Annotated in this window: 20 protein-coding genes and 1 pseudogene; 9 read left to right on the forward strand and 12 right to left on the reverse strand. The window is 59.7% G+C overall.

The genetic code is table 11. The features are described 5' to 3' along the window. The 4 genes and pseudogenes from glnA to ntrC form a co-directional block, all read left to right on the forward strand. Positions 1–397 (forward strand): annotated as a pseudogene (gene glnA, locus A3714_RS11175) (glutamine synthetase); the annotation flags it as partial. Between the two features lie 153 nt (positions 398–550). Beyond that, entirely contained in the window at positions 551–1213 is a 663-nt protein-coding gene (locus tag A3714_RS11180; protein WP_063508783.1) for a hypothetical protein, read from the forward strand. A 137-nt stretch (positions 1214–1350) separates the two neighbouring features. Then, on the forward strand, positions 1351–2460 hold the full coding sequence (gene glnL, locus A3714_RS11185) for a nitrogen regulation protein NR(II) (protein WP_156492998.1): 1110 nt from the start codon (positions 1351–1353) through the stop codon (positions 2458–2460). A 55-nt stretch (positions 2461–2515) separates the two neighbouring features. Continuing rightward, positions 2516–3949 carry a nitrogen regulation protein NR(I) gene (ntrC, locus tag A3714_RS11190; protein WP_062815683.1) on the forward strand — a complete coding sequence of 478 codons (1434 nt, stop codon included), beginning with the start codon at positions 2516–2518 and terminating at the stop codon, positions 3947–3949. Between the two features lie 139 nt (positions 3950–4088). On the opposite strand, the gene A3714_RS11195 is transcribed toward ntrC, so the two are convergent. Beyond that, complete coding sequence (locus A3714_RS11195; protein WP_063508782.1) at positions 4089–4556, reverse strand: nuclear transport factor 2 family protein; 468 nt, start codon at positions 4554–4556, stop codon at positions 4089–4091. Here A3714_RS11195 and pip point away from each other — a divergent pair. The 5 genes from pip to A3714_RS11220 all read left to right on the forward strand — a co-directional run bounded on the left by pip (position 4555) and on the right by A3714_RS11220 (position 9437). Next, positions 4555–5478, forward strand: a complete 924-nt coding sequence (gene pip, locus A3714_RS11200; protein WP_063508781.1) for a prolyl aminopeptidase — start codon at positions 4555–4557, stop codon at positions 5476–5478. The genes A3714_RS11195 and pip overlap by 2 nt on opposite strands. After that, positions 5475–5912: a D-aminoacyl-tRNA deacylase gene (gene dtd / locus A3714_RS11205; RefSeq protein ID WP_063508780.1), complete on the forward strand. Its 438-nt coding sequence runs from the start codon at positions 5475–5477 to the stop codon at positions 5910–5912. Before pip ends, dtd begins: the two co-directional genes overlap by 4 nt. A 179-nt stretch (positions 5913–6091) precedes the next feature. Continuing rightward, complete coding sequence (locus tag A3714_RS11210) at positions 6092–6574, forward strand: DUF3015 domain-containing protein (protein WP_062815687.1); 483 nt, start codon at positions 6092–6094, stop codon at positions 6572–6574. Between the two features lie 113 nt (positions 6575–6687). Further along, the gene (locus A3714_RS11215) at positions 6688–8517 is read left to right on the forward strand and encodes a DUF4105 domain-containing protein (RefSeq protein WP_063525771.1); all 1830 of its coding nucleotides are present in this window, start codon (positions 6688–6690) and stop codon (positions 8515–8517) included. Beyond that, entirely contained in the window at positions 8496–9437 is a 942-nt protein-coding gene (locus tag A3714_RS11220; protein WP_063508852.1) for an alpha/beta hydrolase, read from the forward strand. Before A3714_RS11215 ends, A3714_RS11220 begins: the two co-directional genes overlap by 22 nt. 12 nt (positions 9438–9449) lie before the next feature. Here the strand turns inward: A3714_RS11220 and tatC are convergent, their stop codons facing one another. The 11 genes from tatC to A3714_RS11275 form a co-directional block, all read right to left on the reverse strand. Beyond that, entirely contained in the window at positions 9450–10208 is a 759-nt protein-coding gene (gene tatC / locus A3714_RS11225) for a twin-arginine translocase subunit TatC (RefSeq protein ID WP_063508851.1), read from the reverse strand. Continuing rightward, positions 10201–10554 carry a Sec-independent protein translocase protein TatB gene (gene tatB / locus A3714_RS11230; protein WP_063508850.1) on the reverse strand — a complete coding sequence of 118 codons (354 nt, stop codon included), beginning with the start codon at positions 10552–10554 and terminating at the stop codon, positions 10201–10203. The genes tatC and tatB overlap by 8 nt, the downstream gene beginning before the upstream one ends. A gap of 39 nt (positions 10555–10593) precedes the next feature. Beyond that, entirely contained in the window at positions 10594–10827 is a 234-nt protein-coding gene (gene tatA, locus A3714_RS11235; RefSeq protein ID WP_062815692.1) for a Sec-independent protein translocase subunit TatA, read from the reverse strand. 43 nt (positions 10828–10870) lie between these two features. Continuing rightward, a complete protein-coding gene (locus A3714_RS11240; protein ID WP_062815693.1) occupies positions 10871–11206 on the reverse strand; it encodes a phosphoribosyl-ATP diphosphatase in 336 nt (111 codons plus the stop codon). 81 nt (positions 11207–11287) lie between these two features. Next, complete coding sequence (locus tag A3714_RS11245) at positions 11288–12895, reverse strand: AarF/UbiB family protein (protein WP_062815694.1); 1608 nt, start codon at positions 12893–12895, stop codon at positions 11288–11290. After that, positions 12895–13566, reverse strand: coding sequence for an SCP2 domain-containing protein (locus A3714_RS11250; protein WP_063508194.1), 672 nt, complete (start codon positions 13564–13566; stop codon positions 12895–12897). Before A3714_RS11250 ends, A3714_RS11245 begins: the two co-directional genes overlap by 1 nt. Beyond that, entirely contained in the window at positions 13563–14315 is a 753-nt protein-coding gene (gene ubiE / locus A3714_RS11255) for a bifunctional demethylmenaquinone methyltransferase/2-methoxy-6-polyprenyl-1,4-benzoquinol methylase UbiE (RefSeq protein WP_062815696.1), read from the reverse strand. Before ubiE ends, A3714_RS11250 begins: the two co-directional genes overlap by 4 nt. A 1-nt stretch (position 14316) precedes the next feature. Further along, complete coding sequence (locus tag A3714_RS11260; protein WP_063508195.1) at positions 14317–15012, reverse strand: hypothetical protein; 696 nt, start codon at positions 15010–15012, stop codon at positions 14317–14319. Positions 15013–15121: 109 nt separating this feature from the next. Continuing rightward, positions 15122–16456: an ATP-dependent protease ATPase subunit HslU gene (gene hslU / locus A3714_RS11265; RefSeq protein WP_063508196.1), complete on the reverse strand. Its 1335-nt coding sequence runs from the start codon at positions 16454–16456 to the stop codon at positions 15122–15124. A 4-nt stretch (positions 16457–16460) separates the two neighbouring features. Continuing rightward, the gene (gene hslV / locus A3714_RS11270; RefSeq protein WP_035245145.1) at positions 16461–16985 is read right to left on the reverse strand and encodes an ATP-dependent protease subunit HslV; all 525 of its coding nucleotides are present in this window, start codon (positions 16983–16985) and stop codon (positions 16461–16463) included. A gap of 203 nt (positions 16986–17188) precedes the next feature. Continuing rightward, positions 17189–17831 (reverse strand): SPOR domain-containing protein (locus A3714_RS11275; protein ID WP_231867857.1); only part of this gene is annotated, 643 nt, incomplete at its 5' end.

Below are 17831 nucleotides of genomic sequence, written 5' to 3' on the forward strand. Positions count from 1 at the left end.
TAACCGTTCTGCTTCCATCCGTATTCCGTTCGTGAGCAACGCCAAGGCCCGTCGTATCGAGGCGCGCTTCCCGGATCCGTCTGCCAACCCGTACCTGTGCTTCGCGGCCCTGTTGATGGCAGGTCTGGACGGTATCAAGAACAAGCTGCACCCGGGCGATGCCATGGACAAGGATCTCTATGATCTGCCGGCTGAAGAAGCCAAGGACATCCCGACCGTGGCCCATACCCTGACCATGGCGCTGGATTGCCTGGAAGCCGACATGGACTTCCTGACCGAAGGCGACGTGTTCTCCAAGGATATGCTGGAAGGCTACATCAGCCTGAAGCGTGGTGAGATCGAGCGTCTCAACATGACTCCGCACCCGGTCGAGTTCGACATGTACTACTCCTGCTAATCTCCTTCGGGAAATCTGCAGAAAGAAGGCCCCCGCTAGTCGGGGGCTTTTTTTGTCTTTAAAAACACTGTGAGAGGTATGAGGTTTTGTGCATTTTGCCCTTTTCATCTGTCTGACAGCTGTTCAGAATCGGAAGAAACGGGAGATATCAAGATGCTCAGGTGGATAACGGCAATAGTGGTTCTTTCGATGGCGACTGTCCTGCAGGCGGACAAAGACGGTATTGACCAGGAGGTTGCGCCGCAAACCCGGTCAGGTATCTACAAACAGGTAATGCCGGATGGTTCGGTGCAGTTCACGGACAAGCCAATGTCTTCTGGGGCTGAGCCAGTAAACATCCAGAATGTAAATACGGTACAGGGGGCTCGTAAAGAGCGGCCTGAGATTGGTGCTGAAGTTCAGGAGAAAACCTCGCCGGTGCCTACTCGTCAGGAGTATTCGGGTCTTTCGATCTCCAGTCCGGCGCAAGGTGCAACAATCCGTAATCCTGTTGAGCCTATCCCTATAGAGGTGGCCATTGATCCGCAGTTGCAACCGGGCGATCGGCTGGAGTTGACGGACAATGGCAAGGTTATTGAAGGAACATCTCTGGTTCAGCCGGACCGTGGAGCGCATCAAATTCAGGCTCGTATCAAAAGTGCGGAAGATAAAATTCTGATTGAGTCTGATGTGGTTGAGTTTTATATCCACAGAACAACGGTGGGAGATATCAAGCGACAGCAACAAGGCTCTTCAAATGATGGGGCTGTGCAAATTCGACCGGGTACATCACAGCGCCCGGTACAGCCTCTTCGCCCCTATTCGGCTCGCCCTTAAAGCACCAATTTGGTGCAATCCTGCCCGGGAAAGCTCTACACTCATTCCATCGCTTGCATAGTGTTTGGTCATCATGCCCATAGGCGGCCCTGACAAAGGGCTTTGGCAAGTGGCCTGATAATTGCTTATGCCCTGTTATGGGCCAACAGTTGATGGGTGGTGTCACCTTGCACAAACGTTTACTGGATCACCTGCGCACTGCGGTGGTCATGCTGGATCACAAGCTGCAGGTCCGCTATCTGAATCCGGCGGCAGAGATGCTGCTTGCCACCAGCGCCAGCCGTGCCATGGGGCAGCCGCTGCCGGATTATTTTTTTGATGACGAAGAAGCCCGTGATGCCCTGCGCCAGTGCATCCAGGATGAGCATCCCTTCACGCGGCGGGAGGCTCGTCTGGCGGTGGCGCCGGGTTATGAAATTACTGTGGATTATTCCGTCAGTCCGATTAATGAACCCGGGCAGGCCCTGAGCCTGCTGATGGAAATGCAGCCGCTGGATCGGCTGTTGCGCATCACCCGGGAAGAAGCGTTGATCCATGCGCATCAGGCGACCCGGGCGCTGGTGCGAGGGGTGGCCCACGAGATCAAGAACCCTCTGGGGGGTATCCGCGGGGCGGCTCAGTTGCTGGAGCGCGCTCTGCCGGACCCGGAGCTGACCGAGTACACCAAAGTCATCATCGATGAGGCAGACCGGTTGCGCACGGTGGCAGATCGTATGCTTGGTCCGCGCAAGCCGCCGGAGTTCAAGCCGGTGAATGTGCATGAATGCCTGGAGCATGTTCGTCAGCTGTTGCTGGCGGAGCACCCCCAGGGGGTCGCGATCTGGCGGGATTACGATATCAGCCTGCCGGATGTGATTGCCGACCGGGATCAGATGATTCAGGTATTGCTCAATATTATCCGCAACGCCACCCAGGCCTTGCTGGAATCGCATACAGAAGATGCCCGCATCATCATGCGCACGCGGGTATTGCGCCAGTTCACCATTGGCTCGTTGCGCCACCGTCTGGTGCTGCGGGTAGATATTATCGACAACGGCCCGGGTATTGCCCCGGATGTGCAGGAGACCCTGTTTTATCCCATGGTCAGCGGCCGGGCCAGTGGTACCGGGCTGGGTTTGTCCATTGCCCAGTCCATTATCAGTCAGCATCAGGGGTTGATTGAGTGCGAGAGCGCACCGGGTAACACCGTGTTCAGTATTTTGCTGCCAATGGAGCAGCCGGAAATAACGGAGAGCGAACAGTCATGAGCGCCTTTGCAGCCGTGAACAACGACAACAGTAAAACACCAGGGAGTGGCCGGTTATGAGCGTAACGGTATGGGTAGTCGACGATGACCGGTCCATTCGCTGGGTGCTGGAAAAGGCATTGAGCCAGGAGGGTTACGCAGTAACCTGTTTCGAGGATGGCGATGAGGCGCTGAACACCCTGGAGGAGGGTGGGCAGGAGCCGGAAGTGCTGATCAGTGATGTGCGCATGCCGGGCACCGACGGCCTGCGGATGCTCAAGATTCTACAGCGCAAGAACCCGGATCTGCCGGTGATCATCATGACCGCCCACTCTGATCTGGATTCCGCGGTGGCCTCCTATCAGGGAGGAGCCTTTGAGTATTTGCCCAAGCCGTTTGATGTGGACGAGGCGGTGGCTCTGGTGCGGCGTGCCATCAAGCATCGTGAAGAATCCCGCGGTGAGCAGCCGGCCGCCGTGGAGGAAGAGTCCACCGAAATTATCGGCGAAGCGCCGGCCATGCAGGAGGTGTTCCGCGCCATTGGCCGACTCAGCCATTCCAACGTCACGGTATTGATCAACGGCCAGTCCGGTACCGGTAAGGAGCTGGTTGCCCGGGCCCTGCACAGTCACTCCATGCGTCGTGAAAAGAATTTTGTGGCACTGAACATGGCGGCTATCCCCAAGGACCTGATCGAATCCGAGCTGTTTGGTCACGAAAAGGGGGCCTTTACCGGTGCCAATAACCAGCGTGTGGGGCGTTTTGAGCAGGCTAACGGTGGCACCCTGTTCCTTGATGAAATCGGTGACATGCCGCTGGAAGCGCAGACTCGCCTGTTGCGGGTATTGCAGGAGAGCGAGTTTTATCGCGTTGGTGGTACCACTCCGATCCATGTGGATGTTCGCATTATTGCAGCCACTCACCAGGATCTGGAGCGGCTGGTCAAGGATGGGGACTTCCGTGAGGATCTGTTCCACCGCCTCAATGTTATCCGTATCCATATTCCCCGGCTGGCTGAGCGCCGTGAAGATATCCCCCGCCTGGCCAACTACTTCCTGCAGCGGGCGGGCAATGAGCTGGGCGTGGAGCCCAAGGTGCTGCACAAGGACACTGAAAAATACCTGGCCGCCCAGGGTTGGCCGGGTAACGTGCGGCAACTGGAAAATACCTGTCGCTGGCTGACGGTGATGGCATCCGGTCGAGAGGTGCTGGTGGATGATCTGCCGCCGGAACTGAAAGAGGCCGGTGCCGCCAAGGGCGCCGACGTGACTGGCGACTGGCTCAAGTCCCTGCGCAACTGGGCCGACCGGGCCCTGTCCCAGGGTGAGCGCAGCATCCTTGAACAGGCGGTTCCGGGGTTCGAGCGCACCATGATCGAAGTGGCCCTGCAGCACACCGGCGGCCGTAAGCGCGATGCCGCCGCTTTGCTCGGCTGGGGGCGCAATACCCTCACCCGCAAGATCAAGGAGCTGGATATGGAGGGAGAGTTGGCTGGTGGCGATGAGGATTGATAAAGCAGTTAACAGTTAATAGTGAATAATTAACAGTTCGCGGGACTGGACTTCAGGTTCTGTAACGAAAGAGGCCGCACCCATACTCTGGGCGCGGCCTCTTGCGTTGGGAAATAACGAGCGCGAAATCGCGAACTGTTCACTCCCTAAGCCCATTCGCTGTCAGCGCCTCAATTTTCCACTCCCCGTCCTCGCGCCAGTCGCTCACCACCCGATAGCTATCCACGTTCTCGGGCATGACGTTCTGTCCGCCCCAGGCGAAGGCGGTGAAGGTGACGCGGGCGTGGCGTTGGGTAACAGGGTCCAGCTCGATGTTGATCTGGGTGAGTGCAAGTTGGCGTTGCGGGTAGCGGAGGAAGGTGCCCATCAGTAGGCGCCGCACCTCGTTCCGTTGCAGGGTGTGGCCGCCACGCTGAATCTCTGCGGGATCGGTGAGTGCGTCCATCACCGATCCGGTATCGCCAGCCTCGATAGCCGCCTCAAGATTCTCCAGGGCGTCCAGGATGGCCTGCTCCGGTGGGGTTTTGCTGCAGCCTGCCAGCAACAGTTGCAGGGTAATCACCAGTAGGTATGCTGAGGTCTTTCTGCAGATAAGTGCAGCTCTCATGGCGTTATTTCCCTTGCCGGACAGTTATCGGCAGTCTCTGGTATCAGTGGGTCAGGGGCACCAGCTTTACGTGGAAGAAAGCGGTAATCCGGACGGCGTGCCTGTGGTTGTTCTGCATGGCGGCCCCGGCGGTGGTTGCTCCCCCTTCATGCGCCGGTTTTTCGATCCCCGACGGTACCGCATTATTCTCTTTGATCAGCGAGGCAGTGGTCAAAGCCGACCCTTTGCGTCGATTCAGGACAATACCACCACCCATCTGGTTGCAGACCTGGAGAGTCTGAGGGAGACGCTGAGGATAACGCGTTGGCGAGTCTTCGCTGGCTCCTGGGGCGTCACTCTGGCCCTGGCGTACCTGGCGGCGTATCCCCAGCGGGTCGCCGGTATGGTGTTGCGGGGCGTCTTTCTCTGTCGACAACAGGATCGCGATTGGCTTTATACGCCTCTCGGGGCTGCGCGGCTCTTTCCCGAGGCATGGGCAGCATTTGAGGAGCAGGCGCCGCCGGGGGAGGGGGACCTGCTGCAGCGCTATCATCAGGGCTTGCAGGGCAAGCGCGCCCGCTACCATGCCCGTAACTGGTGTAACTGGGAATCCGTGCTGGCATTAACGCCGGTGTCGCCCCCTGGAGAAGCCAGCGATGACGAGCTGTGTATGGCTATGCAGGAAACCCATTATTTTCTTCATGATGGTTTTCTTGCCGCTCCCTTGCTGGAGGCATGCGCAGGGATGGGGCTGCCGGTAGAGATTGTTCACGGCACCCGGGATTTCGTCTGCCCGGCGGACCAGGCACTTGAGCTACACCGGGTATTGCCGGGCAGTCAGTTGCATTGGGTGGCAGGGGGAAGTCATTCATCCTCTGACCCGTTGATTGCCAATGCATTGGTCGAGGCAGTGAAAAGACTGGAGAGGAGGATCGACGATTGAAAGTGTTGTTGCAGCGTGTCAGCGAAGCCTCGGTGACGGTATCCGGCGAGTGTGTGGGGCGTATCGGCCAGGGTCTGTTGCTGCTGGTTGGGATCGAGGCCGGTGACGATGAGGCGACGGTGGCGCGAATGGCGGAAAGGACAGTGGGTTACCGGGTGTTCGCCGACAGCGATGACAAGATGAACCTGGACGTGCGCGATATTGATGGAGAAATTCTTGCCATATCCCAATTCACCTTGGCGGCGGATACCCGAAAGGGCCGTCGGCCCAGTTTCAGCAAGGCGGCCCTGCCGGAGCAGGGAAGGCAGCTATACGATTGTTATTTGCGGGAATTACGGGAAAAGAATATTCCAGTGGCCAATGGTGTGTTTGGTGCCGATATGCAAGTACATCTTGTCAATGATGGCCCTGTCACATTTCTTTTGAGCTCATGACCGTAGTTTTGCAATTGTATTGCAAAGGTCCTCGCCTTGTTTATGATGAAGTCAGTTGCCTGTTTTGCGGGTGACGGGGAGAGCACTGAGCAGCATCGCTGCGACAGGGTTGCTAAATACAGCCTGGTGCTGTGAAGTATCCCCAGGGATGATATATAAAAACTTGGAGGTATCTCAGAATGAAAAAGACGCTTATTGCTGCCACTCTGCTCGGCGCTTCAACTTCTGCCATGGCTGTAGCTCCGGGTGGTCCCGGTTGTGGCTGGGGTAACATGCTGTTCGAAGGCAATTCCGGTTTGCCCATGCACCTGCTGGCGACTATTGTGAACGGCACCTCCGGCAACGCAACGTTCGGTATGACCACCGGTACCAACGGCTGTGATACCAACGGTTCCCTGACCTACAGCGGCCAGAGCCTGCTCGGCATGACCGGTGTGATGGAAGAAGTGGCTCAGGATATGGCCACCGGTGAAGGCGAAGCCCTGACCGCATTGTCCGTATCCATGGGGATCCAGGCCGACGATCGTGCCCGTTTCAATGCTGCCATGCATGAAAACTTCGCTGTTATTTTCCCGCACCAGGATGTAACCGCCGAGGAAGTCATGGCCAACATCACCGAGGTAATGAAGCAGGACGAGAGCCTGTCCAAGTACCTGGCCTAAACGATAAACTGCGTTTATTGACGAGCCCCGCCCAACGGCGGGGCTTTGTTTGTCCGATCTGGAATCACAGACCCAGGTTGGAATTTTCCCGCCCGAATCACGGATAATACCGGATGCGCACTGGACTCCTTTGTGTGCTGCTGTGCTGGATTGCCCCGGCGTTGGCCGCGAACTCCTCTCTCTCCCTGGCGGATCTTGCTGCGTCGCCACGGTGGCAGGCGCTCATGCATGTGAATCCCGGTGCTACGCTGCGCGATCGGGGTCGCAGTTATATCGATGATGATAATTATTTTCTGGCGAAAAATGGCAAGGATGATGTGCTTGCAGAGCTGCGCGCAACGTTGGCTGCGTTAGAGCCTGCCAAAGCCCCTGAGCGATGCCGTTACCCCGCCCGTTACCGTTTTCTTGCCGGACATTTGGATTGGCAGGAGGATGCGCCTTTTGCCCACTGTGAGGAGTATTCCCGGTGGCGCTCTGCAGTACACGCCAGCCGGGCAGTTCTGGTGTTTCCTGCGGCCTATCTGAACAGCCCGTCGTCCATGTTCGGCCATACACTACTGCGCCTGGATCAGGGTAAAGACAGTGCGGTTTGGTTGTCCTGGGCAGTGAATTTCGGAGCCGTATCCACGGAGGCCGATAATTCCTTTTTCTATATTTATCGCGGGTTAGCCGGCGGCTATCCTGGCCGCTTTGCCCTGGTCCCTTATGTGCAAAAAATTCAGGAATATTCCCACATGGAAAATCGCGATATGTGGGAGTACACCCTGGATCTGGATCAGCAGGAAATTGACTGGCTGATAGAGCACCTGTGGGAACTGAAAGACATCAATTTTGATTATTATTTTTTCGATGAAAACTGCTCTTTCCGTCTGCTGGAACTGGTGGAAGTCGCGAGGCCGGGGTCGCAGCTGCTCACGGAACTGCGTTTTGCCGAAGTGCCAGTGAATACGGTCCGCGCCCTGGATGATCGGGGCTTGATCAGTGAGCGTCATTACCGGCCCTCCAAGGCGGTTGAGCTGGATAACCTGCGTCGCCAGATGACGGCACAGCAGCAGCGGCTGGCCCGCGCTCTTGCGGATGACCCGGGGCTGCTGGAATCGGAAGCATTTCAACAGGCCGAGCCCCGGCAGCAGGCGCTGATGGTGACCACCGCCTATCGCTATCTGCGACTGGTCAACCGGAAAGGCGTCAGGAAGCCGCAAGCTGCCCGGGATTCCTTTACGCTACTCACGGAAATGAACCGGTTGCCGAAGGTGGATGTGCCGGAAACCGTGAACCCTGAACCTCCGGAAGCGGGCCATGGCACGCAGATGCTGGCTCTGGCCGGTGGTCAGCGTGAGGCGAATCAGGATTTCGGCGAGCTGAGCTACCGATTGACCTACCACGACCTGCTGGACAACGGTTACGGTTTTCTACGCGGGGCCCAGATTGAAGGGCTGGGATTGACCCTGCGCAGCACGGAGTCCGGTGATCCACGCCTGGAAGAACTGGATGTGGTAAGCATTCGCTCGCTGGCTCCCCGCAATCGCTTCAGCAAGCCGTTGAGCTGGTATGTGGAGGGAGGACTGGAGAGGGCCTGGGCAGGGCGCCGACGTCTGGTGCGCTATGTCCAGGGCGGCGCGGGTGGCAGCTGGGCCTTGGGCAACTGGCAGCCCTACCTGTTAACCAGCCTGCGAATGGAAAATAATAGCGACTTTGATACCTTCCTCACCCCCGGGGCTGGTCTGGATGCGGGGCTGCTCTATCAGCGCGGACGCTGGCAGTGGCAACTGGGCAGTGTGGGACATTACTTCACCAACGATACCTATCGACATACTTCCGAGTTCGCCGTGCACTGGGCTTTTGCCCGTCAGCATGGGTTGCGGGCATCGCTGAGCCGGGAAGGCTGGCGCGGGGATGGCGATTACGAGTTCAAATTACAATGGCGATGGTACTTCGACTGATTCTGTTGGCCAGCCTGGCCACGGCGCTGGCAGGCTGCAGCAAACTGTTCTTCTATCCCATGGAGCCCTGGGTGCAGAATCCGGAAAACCAGGGGCTCAGCTACGAGGATGTGGTGTTGATCCATCCGCGCGGGCTGCGCTTGCATGGTTGGTGGTTGCCGGCCGCCGGTGAGGGGCATGTCCGTGGCACCGTGTATTTTCTTCATGGGAATGCCCAGAACATCAGTACCCACCTGGCCAGCGTGCAATGGTTGCCGGAACAGGGCTATAACGTTTTTCTCCTCGACTACCGGGGTTATGGCCTGTCTGAGGGCAAGCCGAAACTGCCGGCGGTATTTGACGATGTGCAGTTGGGATTGGACTGGTTGCGCAATGCCAGGCAGACGCAAGGCCCGCTGACCGTGTTTGGTCAGAGCCTGGGTGGTGCCATGGCCGCCACGGTGTTGGGGGATGAAAAAAATCAGAACGCGGCAGACTGTGTGGTGCTGGAAGCGGCGTTTGCCAGTTATCGGGGGATTACCGATGATGTGATGAAGGGTAGCTGGCTATTGTGGCCGCTGCGCTGGCTGGTGGTGCCGGGCATGCCGGGCGCGGATCTGGACCCGGAGTCCCGGATTGCCGGGCTGGCGCCAACCCCCTTGTTGGTCATGCACAGCGAAGACGATCCGGTTATCCCCTATCCCCACGGTAAGAGACTGTTTGCCGCCGCGAATGAGCCCAAGCAGTTTCAGCGGTTGCGCGGTGGGCATATCGAAAGCACTCGGGATCCGGCGGTGCAGCAGCGCATTGTGGATTTCCTGGAAGGGAATGGCTGCGCCGCTCCGGCTCCCCAGCCTCCGGCCCGTGATGAGGTGATGGACGATATGACACCCCTGCCGTTGCCTCCTGCCGCAACCGGCAATAATGGCTACCGCTTTTGATCAGGGCGGATATCAGGCGTCAGGTGCGTCTTGCTGTTTCTGTTTTTCCCGGCGAATCAGGCGGGCCGCCAACAGGCCGATCTCGAAAAGGAACCACATGGGCAGTGCCAGCAGGGTCTGGCTGATGATGTCGGGGGGAGTCAGCAACATGCCCACCACAAAACATCCCACCACCACATAGGCGCGGGCGGCGGCCAGTTTTTCCACCGTCGTTGCCCCGGTGCTCACCAGCAACACGATGGCGATGGGTAGTTCAAAGGCCAGCCCGAATGCCAGGAACAGGGCCAGGACAAAATCCAGATAGCTGCTGATGTCCGTGGTCACCGCCACCCCTTCCGGGGCGATAGCAGTAAAGAACTGGAACATCAGCGGGAACACCACGAAATAGGCGAAGGCAGCGCCGGCATAGAACAGCAGCACGCTGCTGCCCAGCAGGGGCACTGCCAGGCGCTTTTCATGCCGGTAAAGGCCGGGAGCCACAAAGGCCCAGGCCTGATGAAGAATAAAGGGCATGGCCACGAAGATGCTCAGGTACAGGGTCAGTTTGAAGGGCGCCAGGAACGGCGAGGCGACGCCGGTGGCGATCATGCTGGTCCCTTCCGGCATGGCCTGCATCAGCGGCTTGGCCACCAGGGTGTACAGCTCCCGGGAAAAGTAGAACAGCCCCAGAAACACCACGAAAATCGCGGCCATGGCCTTGAGTAGCCGATTACGAAGCTCCAGCAGATGAGCGATCAATGGCTGGCCGGAATCGTTGCTGGCATCATTCATGGCGCGGGGGTTCCTGGGGGTTTTCGCGGTCGTCGCCAGGGTCGGCCTGTTTGTCCCTGGGGCTGCGTGCCTTGGCGATCTGCTCCGGGCTGAGCAGGCTTTCCCTGGCTTCGCGGATACTGTCTTCGTCCAGGCCCATTTCCCGCATCTGCTTTTCCATGCGCTCGCGCATGTCCTGGGTTACCGCTTCGCGTTCCAGTTCGTTTTTCAGATGATTGAAGGTGGAGCGGGCACGACCGACCCATTGGCCCAGGGTCCGGGCCACCTTGGGCAGGCGTTCCGGGCCGAGTACCACCAGGCCGATGATGAAAATCAGGGTCAGTTCGGCGAAGCCGATATCGAACATGGAAACCTCTTAACGGGGCCAGGGAAAGGCGGAGCCAGATCAGGCCTGGTCTTTTTCCTTGTCCTTCTCGGTTTTCTGCCCGCTGGTGTCCTTGTCGTCATCGGCAAGACGCTTCTGGTCCTGCTCTTCCTCGCCGTCTTTCATGGCGTTCTTGAAGCCTTTGACCGCGCCACCCAGGTCGCCACCCATGTTGCGCAGTTTCTTGGTGCCGAACAACAGGACCACGATGGCCAGAAGGATCAGTAACTGCCAAATGCTGATGCCGGAAAACATGCTGTCTCTCTCCGATAGATAGGGCGCTGATAGTCAGGGCGTGTCAGTGCTTGCTGCCGCGCGCCGCTTTTTCGTCATGGCCGGACAGGCCGAAGCGACGCTCCAGTTCTGCCAGCACCTTGTCCGGGTGTTCTCCCAGTTTGGCCAACATGACCAGACTATGGAACCACAAATCCGCGGTTTCGCTGATCAGGGCGTCGGTTTTGCCGCTGACCTCCGCGTCGCGGGCCGCGAGAATGGTTTCCACCGCTTCCTCGCCCACTTTCTCCAGGATCTTGTTCAGCCCCTTGGCGTACAGGCTGGCCACGTAGGAGCTGTCCGGGTCGGCGCCCTTGCGGGACTCAAGCACCTGGTGGAGCTGGCTGAGTATATCTGACATAGCGTTTGCACTTTCTTTATGGTTGGCGCCTGCGGCGAGCGCCGACGGATTATCCGATGTGCCGCGGTGCGGTGCCACAGTCTAGCGCCGCCAGCTCCAGCTCACCAGCAGCACAGCGACAGCGGCCAGCGGCCAGCTGACATGGGGTGTTGCCAGCCAGATGGCAGTACCGGCGCAGCCCAGCCCCGCCAGGCCGGCAAACAGCTTGTGACGGTGGCGTAAAAGGGCCTGTTCGAAGCGGGCTTCCAGGCGGTCCTGTTGATAGGGCAGTTCGCGCAGGCTTTCCAGGCCGTCGCGCAGCAAATCGGGCATCTCCGGTAGCTGGGCGGTCCATTCCGGCATGCGATTCTGCAGCTTTTTCAGTGTGGCGCTGGGGCCGTATTCCGCCAGCATCCAGGCTTCCAGCAGAGGCCGGCCGGTGCTCCAGATATCCAGTTGCGGGTAGATGCTGCGCCCCAGGCCTTCGATATGTACCAGTGTCTTCATCAGCAGGATGTACTGCACCGGCATTTCGATCTGGTAGTGGCGCGCCATATCGAACAGCTTCATCACCAGCGGCGCGAATTCCAGCTGGTCCAGTTGAGCGGACCGCACCGGCTCGACAATGTCGATGACGGCCCGTTCAAAACGGGGACGATCGATGGGGGCGGTATTCCAGCCGGCGCGAATCACGGCATCCACCAGGGCGCTGTAATCCTCGCGCATCACGGCCAGCACCATGCGGCCCAGCACGTTCAGGTCTTCCTTCGACAGCCGCCCGGCGATTGCCGCATCCACGGCCATGTATTGAGGAGATTCCGGGTGTTCCGGGTTGACGAAGATGTTGCCCGGGTGCATGTCCGCGTGGAAAAAATTGAAACGGAATACCTGGGAAAAGAAGATCTCCACGCCCCGTTCTGCCAGCACCTTGGGATCAATGCCGGCGGCCTTGATGCGCTCGATATCATTCACCGGGATGCCATGGATGCGATCCATGATGATCACGGTGGGGCTGGACAGCTCCAGATGAATGGCCGGAATGTGCAGCAGCGGGCTGAACAGGAAATGCCGGCGCATGGTTTCACTGTTGCGGGCTTCGGCGGCCAGATCCAGTTCGCCCAGGATAATGTCCCGATAATCCTGTACCACCCGTGCGGGGCGGAAGTAACGGGCATCGCGCCACAGTCGTTCCAGCCAGCGGGCGCCGAAGGCCATGACTTTCAGGTCCCGTTGCACCACCGGAAGAATGGTGGGGCGCAGCACCTTGGCCACTACCTGTTGGCCGTTATGCAGGGTGGCGGCATGGACCTGGGCCACGGAGGCCGCGGCCATGGGTGTGCTGTCAAAGTCGCGGAAGACCTCATCAAAGGGTTGGTTGAGACTGGCCTCGACCAGATCCCGGGCCTGTTGTCCGTCGAAGGGGGTAACCTGATCCTGCAGGCGGGCCAGGGCGCGGGTCCATTCCGGTGGCAGCATGTCCTGGCGGGTGGCCAGCAGTTGGCCGAACTTGATGAAGATGGGGCCGAGACGTTCCAGGGCCTTTTGCAGCCGCTCGCCTTCACTGAGCTTGCCAGTGCCTAGCCAGCTGGAAGGCAACAGAAAGGACATCACCAGTAGCAGGTTGCGCAGCGGATGGGCGGGGAGCAGGGCGATCAGGCGATAGCGGCACACCACATGGATGACCACCAGAATACGGGTAACGGGCAGCATCAGTCGGTGGCGCTCCCGTTGCTGTTCACGCCGGCCCTTGCCGCGCGAAGGCGCTGGATGCGGGCGTCCAGTCGATCCACGTCCATGCGCAGTTCGTCCACATCCTGACCGAATTCGTAGACATCCCGACGGCCCGGGGTCAGGCCGGATTCGTTGCCCACGTAGTCGGCCAGTTGCTCGGTCAGTCGCCCGGCGGCCTGGCGAGCCCAGCCGAACAGGCGACGGGCACTGTAGTCCAGTTGCTGGGCCAGTTCCGAGCCGGTGACCGGCTCAAGGATGGCGCCCCAATCAATTTGCAGTTCGCGGGCCAATTGCTGCATTTCCTGCAACAGTTCCCGGTTACCGCTAATGTCTACCGGGCCGCCTATGACGCCGGGGCGGGTATTCCAGTTCAGCAGCAAGGCAGCCAGGTCCATGGGATTGCCCTTTACCGTGACATCCGCGTTGGCATCGCTGCGGTGATACAACTCCACCCCGTCTTCCACGATCAGCGCATAGATGGCCAGAGGCGGCAGGGTCACTTCGATGGCCAGCAGGCGGCCGGCATGCAGCGCCAGTCGGTCAGCACTGGCCGGATCAGAGCGCAGGGCGGTGTTGATGGCTCTTTCTACCGTGGCCAGGGCCGTGGTGGAGAGCAGGCCGGGGGAGCGGGACTGGTCTTTCAGACTCAAAATTTGAACCCTCTGTGCAGTGCCACGATGCCGCCCAGCATGTTGAAGTATTCGGTGCGGGCAAACCCGGCCTGATCCATCATGCCCTGCAGGGTGTCCTGGTCCGGGTGCATGCGGATGGACTCGGCCAGGTACTGATAGCTGTCCGCGTCGTTGACGATCAGCTTGCCCAGCTTGGGCCACACACCGAAAGAATACAGCTCATAGGCCTTGGCCAGGGGCTTGTGCACCGGGGTGGAAAACTCCAGCACCAGCAGCCGGCCGCCGGGTTTCAATACCCGCAGCATGGAGCGCAGGGCGGCATCCTTGTCGGTGATATTGCGCAGGCCAAAGGCAATGGTGATGCAGTGGAAGCTGTTGTCCTCGAAAGGCAGACATTCGCCGTTTACCTGGGTGACCTGGGTGTTATGGCTGCAACCCGCATCGAACAGGCGGTCGCGACCCACTGCCAGCATGGCGTCATTGATGTCCGCCAGCACCACCTGGCCGGTCTCCCCGACAAGACGGGAAAACTTGATGGCCAGGTCGCCGGTGCCACCGGCCAGGTCCAGTACCTTGTGTCCCGGTCGCACCCCGGCCAGCTCGATGGTCATGCGCTTGAGCAGGCGGTGGCTGCCCATGGAAATCAGGTCGTTCATGACATCGTATTTGCCCGCCACGGAGCGGAATACGCCGGCCACTTTCTGCTGCTTTTCCTGCCACGGTACCTGCTGGTAACCGAAGTGGGTGACCTTGGTTTCGTCGTTCATGTCAGTCCTCGAAGGGGGCCGGGTGATGGTCGAAGACCTTCTGCATGATGGTCTCTTCCCGTGCGGCCAGCTGCTCCAGCAGCAGGCCCACGCTGGGCACCGGTTTCATCACCCGGAAGCTGCGATCCATGAAATCATACAGGTTCGCAAAGCCTGCCGCATGGGCCGGTTTGCGGACCATGCGAAAGGTGGTCTGTATCATCCGCGAGCGGATATAGCGGTCCAGGCGATGACCCAGTTCGGCCACCAATTGTAGCTGGCGCTGACGGGCATCGAGGTGGTGGTCCTGTCGAAAGCCCTTGAGGTAGGTCGGCTCGGTGAGTGGTTGATCCAGCTCGCTGCCCAGTGAGTCGGTGATCTGCTCATCCAGCTCCTGGGTGAGGATCGCAGCCTCCAGTGCACTGGCAGAGGTGGCCATGACCTTGTCAGGCAGCAGTTTCATGGCCTTGGGCAGGGCGCGGCGGATTTCCCGGGCCACCGGTAGCAGCTCCCGGCCACCGTAGACTTCGTCGAGCAGAAAGCGGATCCCCTCTGCCGTGGCCGGGTCGTCCAGAAGATGGCGGTGGGTATGGCTGAGGCGCTGGCTCTGCCAGTCTTGCAAGCGCCGCAGGCGGCTCAGGAATACGGTGTCGTCGCCATGCTGGCGCAGGGCAAAGAAACGGTTGAGATAGTGTTGAAGCTGTTCGCCGGCGGTCATGGTTTTTCCTCCGGCGGGGATCATAGCAGGAAAGCGGTCGGCCGTCGGAAGTCAGACGACTGACGCCAATGAATTCAGCGTCAGACGTCTGTGGTCAGGCCTCGGGCAATCAGAGGATATAGCGGCTCAGGTCCTCGTCATCGGCCAGTTCACCCAGATAGCGATCCACCGCTTCCGCATCCAGCACCAGGGGCTTGTCGTGGTACTGGGTGGCCAGGGAGTCGGCATCGTAGCTGATCTCTTCCAGCAGTTTCTCCAGTACCGTGTGCAGGCGGCGGGCGCCGATGTTTTCGGTGCGTTCGTTGACCTGCCAGGCCACTTCAGCAATGCGCCGGATGCAGTCGTCAGTAATCTCCAGGTTGAGTCCTTCGGTATCCAGCAGGGCCTTGTACTGCTCAGTGAGGGAGCATCGGGGTTCGGTGAGAATGCGCTGGAAGTCATCCGGGGTCAGGGCGCTCAGTTCCACGCGGATGGGCAGACGGCCCTGCAGCTCCGGGATCAGATCGCTGGGCTTGGCCAGGTGAAAGGCGCCGGAGGCGATAAACAGGATGTGGTCAGTCTTGACCATGCCGTACTTGGTGGACACGGTGCAGCCTTCGATCAGCGGCAGCAGGTCTCGCTGTACCCCTTCACGGGACACATCAGTGCCGCCGCTTTCACCACGCTTGGCCACCTTGTCGATTTCATCCAGGAAGACGATGCCGTTGTTTTCCACTGCATCGATGGCCTGCACCTTGAGTTCGTCCTCATTGACGAAGCGCGCGGCTTCCTCGTCCCGGATCAGCCGGTAGGCTTCGCGGACACGCAGCTTCTGGCTGCGCTTGCGGCCGCCCCCGCCCATTTTCGAGAACATCTGTTGCAGCTGGCTGGTCATTTCTTCCATGCCGGGAGGGGCCATGATTTCCACCCCGGCCGGATTGCTGGACACCTCGATCTCGATTTCCTTGTCGTCCAGCTCGCCCTCGCGCAGCTTCTTGCGGAAGATCTGGCGGGTGCTGTTGTCCGTCTTGCTCTCTTCGTCGCCTCGGGCCGCGGGCAGCAGGGCGTCGAGGATGCGTTCTTCGGCGGCATCATCCGCCTGGCTGCCCACGCGGGCGATGGCTTTCTCGCGCAGCATCTTGATGGCCATTTCCACCAGGTCGCGGATGATGGATTCCACATCGCGGCCCACATAGCCCACTTCGGTGAACTTGGTGGCCTCGATCTTGATGAAGGGAGCGTCGGCCAGCTTGGCCAGGCGGCGGGCAATTTCGGTCTTGCCCACGCCGGTGGGGCCGATCATGAGGATGTTCTTGGGCGCCACTTCGGCACGCATTTCTGCCGGCAACTGCATGCGCCGCCAGCGATTGCGCAGGGCCAGGGCAACGGATTTTTTCGCCGGCTCCTGGCCGACAATGTGCTTGTTCAGTTCATGAACAATTTCGCGCGGGGTCAGGTTTGGCATCGGATTACCAGCTCAATTCTTCAATGGTTTGCTGTTGATTGGTGTAGACGCAGATATCGCCGGCGATGGTCAAGCTCTTTTCGACAATATCCCCGGCGGCCAACTCGGTGTTATGCAGGAGGGCGGTGGCGGCTGCCTGGGCAAAGGGGCCGCCGGAGCCGATGGCGATCAGGTCATTTTCCGGCTCGATGACATCGCCATTGCCGGTGATGATCAGGGAGGCTTCCTTGTCGGCCACGGCCAGCAGGGCCTCCAGGCGACGCAGGGCGCGGTCGGTGCGCCAGTCCTTGGCCAGCTCCACAGCGGCACGAACCAGATGGCCCTGGTGTTTTTCCAGCTGCGCTTCAAATCGCTCAAACAGGGTAAAGGCGTCGGCGGTACCGCCGGCAAACCCGGCAATGACCTTGCCGTGGTAGAGCCGGCGCACCTTGCGGGCATTGCCTTTCATGACGGTGTTGCCCAGTGACACCTGGCCGTCACCGCCAATCACAACGCTATTGCCGCGGCGTACGGATACGATCGTGGTCACATTCAGCTCCTTTCACAGTGATTCTGCAGATGTGGGGCTGGTGGTGGGGGATTCAAGGGGAATTGAAGGCAATTAACCGTTAATCGTTTCGCGGCTGTCTGCAGGTGGAGCCGAGCGCAGGGTGGCCGCGCACAGTCGCCGGGTGAAGGCGGGATCTTAAGGGCGGAAATGGGCGTGCGCCCATCTCCGCTGTGTGCCTGCGCCTATTTTTTCATTTTGATCGGCAGGGTCTCAATGCCGTTGCCGGCCAGTTGGTCCTGGGCCCGGTGCATGGCGTTGAGGTTGTCGTAGGGGCCGATCATGACCCGGTGCCAGCTGTCGCCGCTTTCCAGATCCACGGACTGGATGGCGGCGTCGAACCCCTTGAGGATCAACTCCGCTCGGCGGCGGTCGGCATCTTCGTTGCGGCGGAAGCTGCCCGCCTGCAGCAAATAGCGTTCGTTGCTGGAGCGGGTGCCAGCGTCTGACTTGCGCTCGCTGGCGGGTTTGTCCTGGGCGGTATCACGGCTTTTGCGAGTGCCGGAGTCGCCTTCATTCTGCGGCACGATCACTTCCATTTTCGGCAGTACCGCATAGAAGTCGAACTGCGGGGACTCGTCGCTGCTGTCCTTTTTCGGGGCTGGCTTGGCCGGTTTGGCAGGTTGCTCCGGTTTCTGTGCCACCTTGCCGTTGCCGCCTTGCTCCATCTGGGTCTTGCCCAGGTGAAACAGGAAGGCCACGAACAGACCGACCATCAGACCCGTGAACAGCCACACCCAGCCCGGGACCTGGCGATGGGTCTTCTTGCGTACCGGGCCGCGGCTGGCCCCTCGTTTGTTGGTGTTCTTTGCCATGGGGTGTCCTGTG

The organism is Alcanivorax sp. HI0007 (assembly GCF_001635525.1).
GTDB lineage: Bacteria > Pseudomonadota > Gammaproteobacteria > Pseudomonadales > Alcanivoracaceae > Alcanivorax.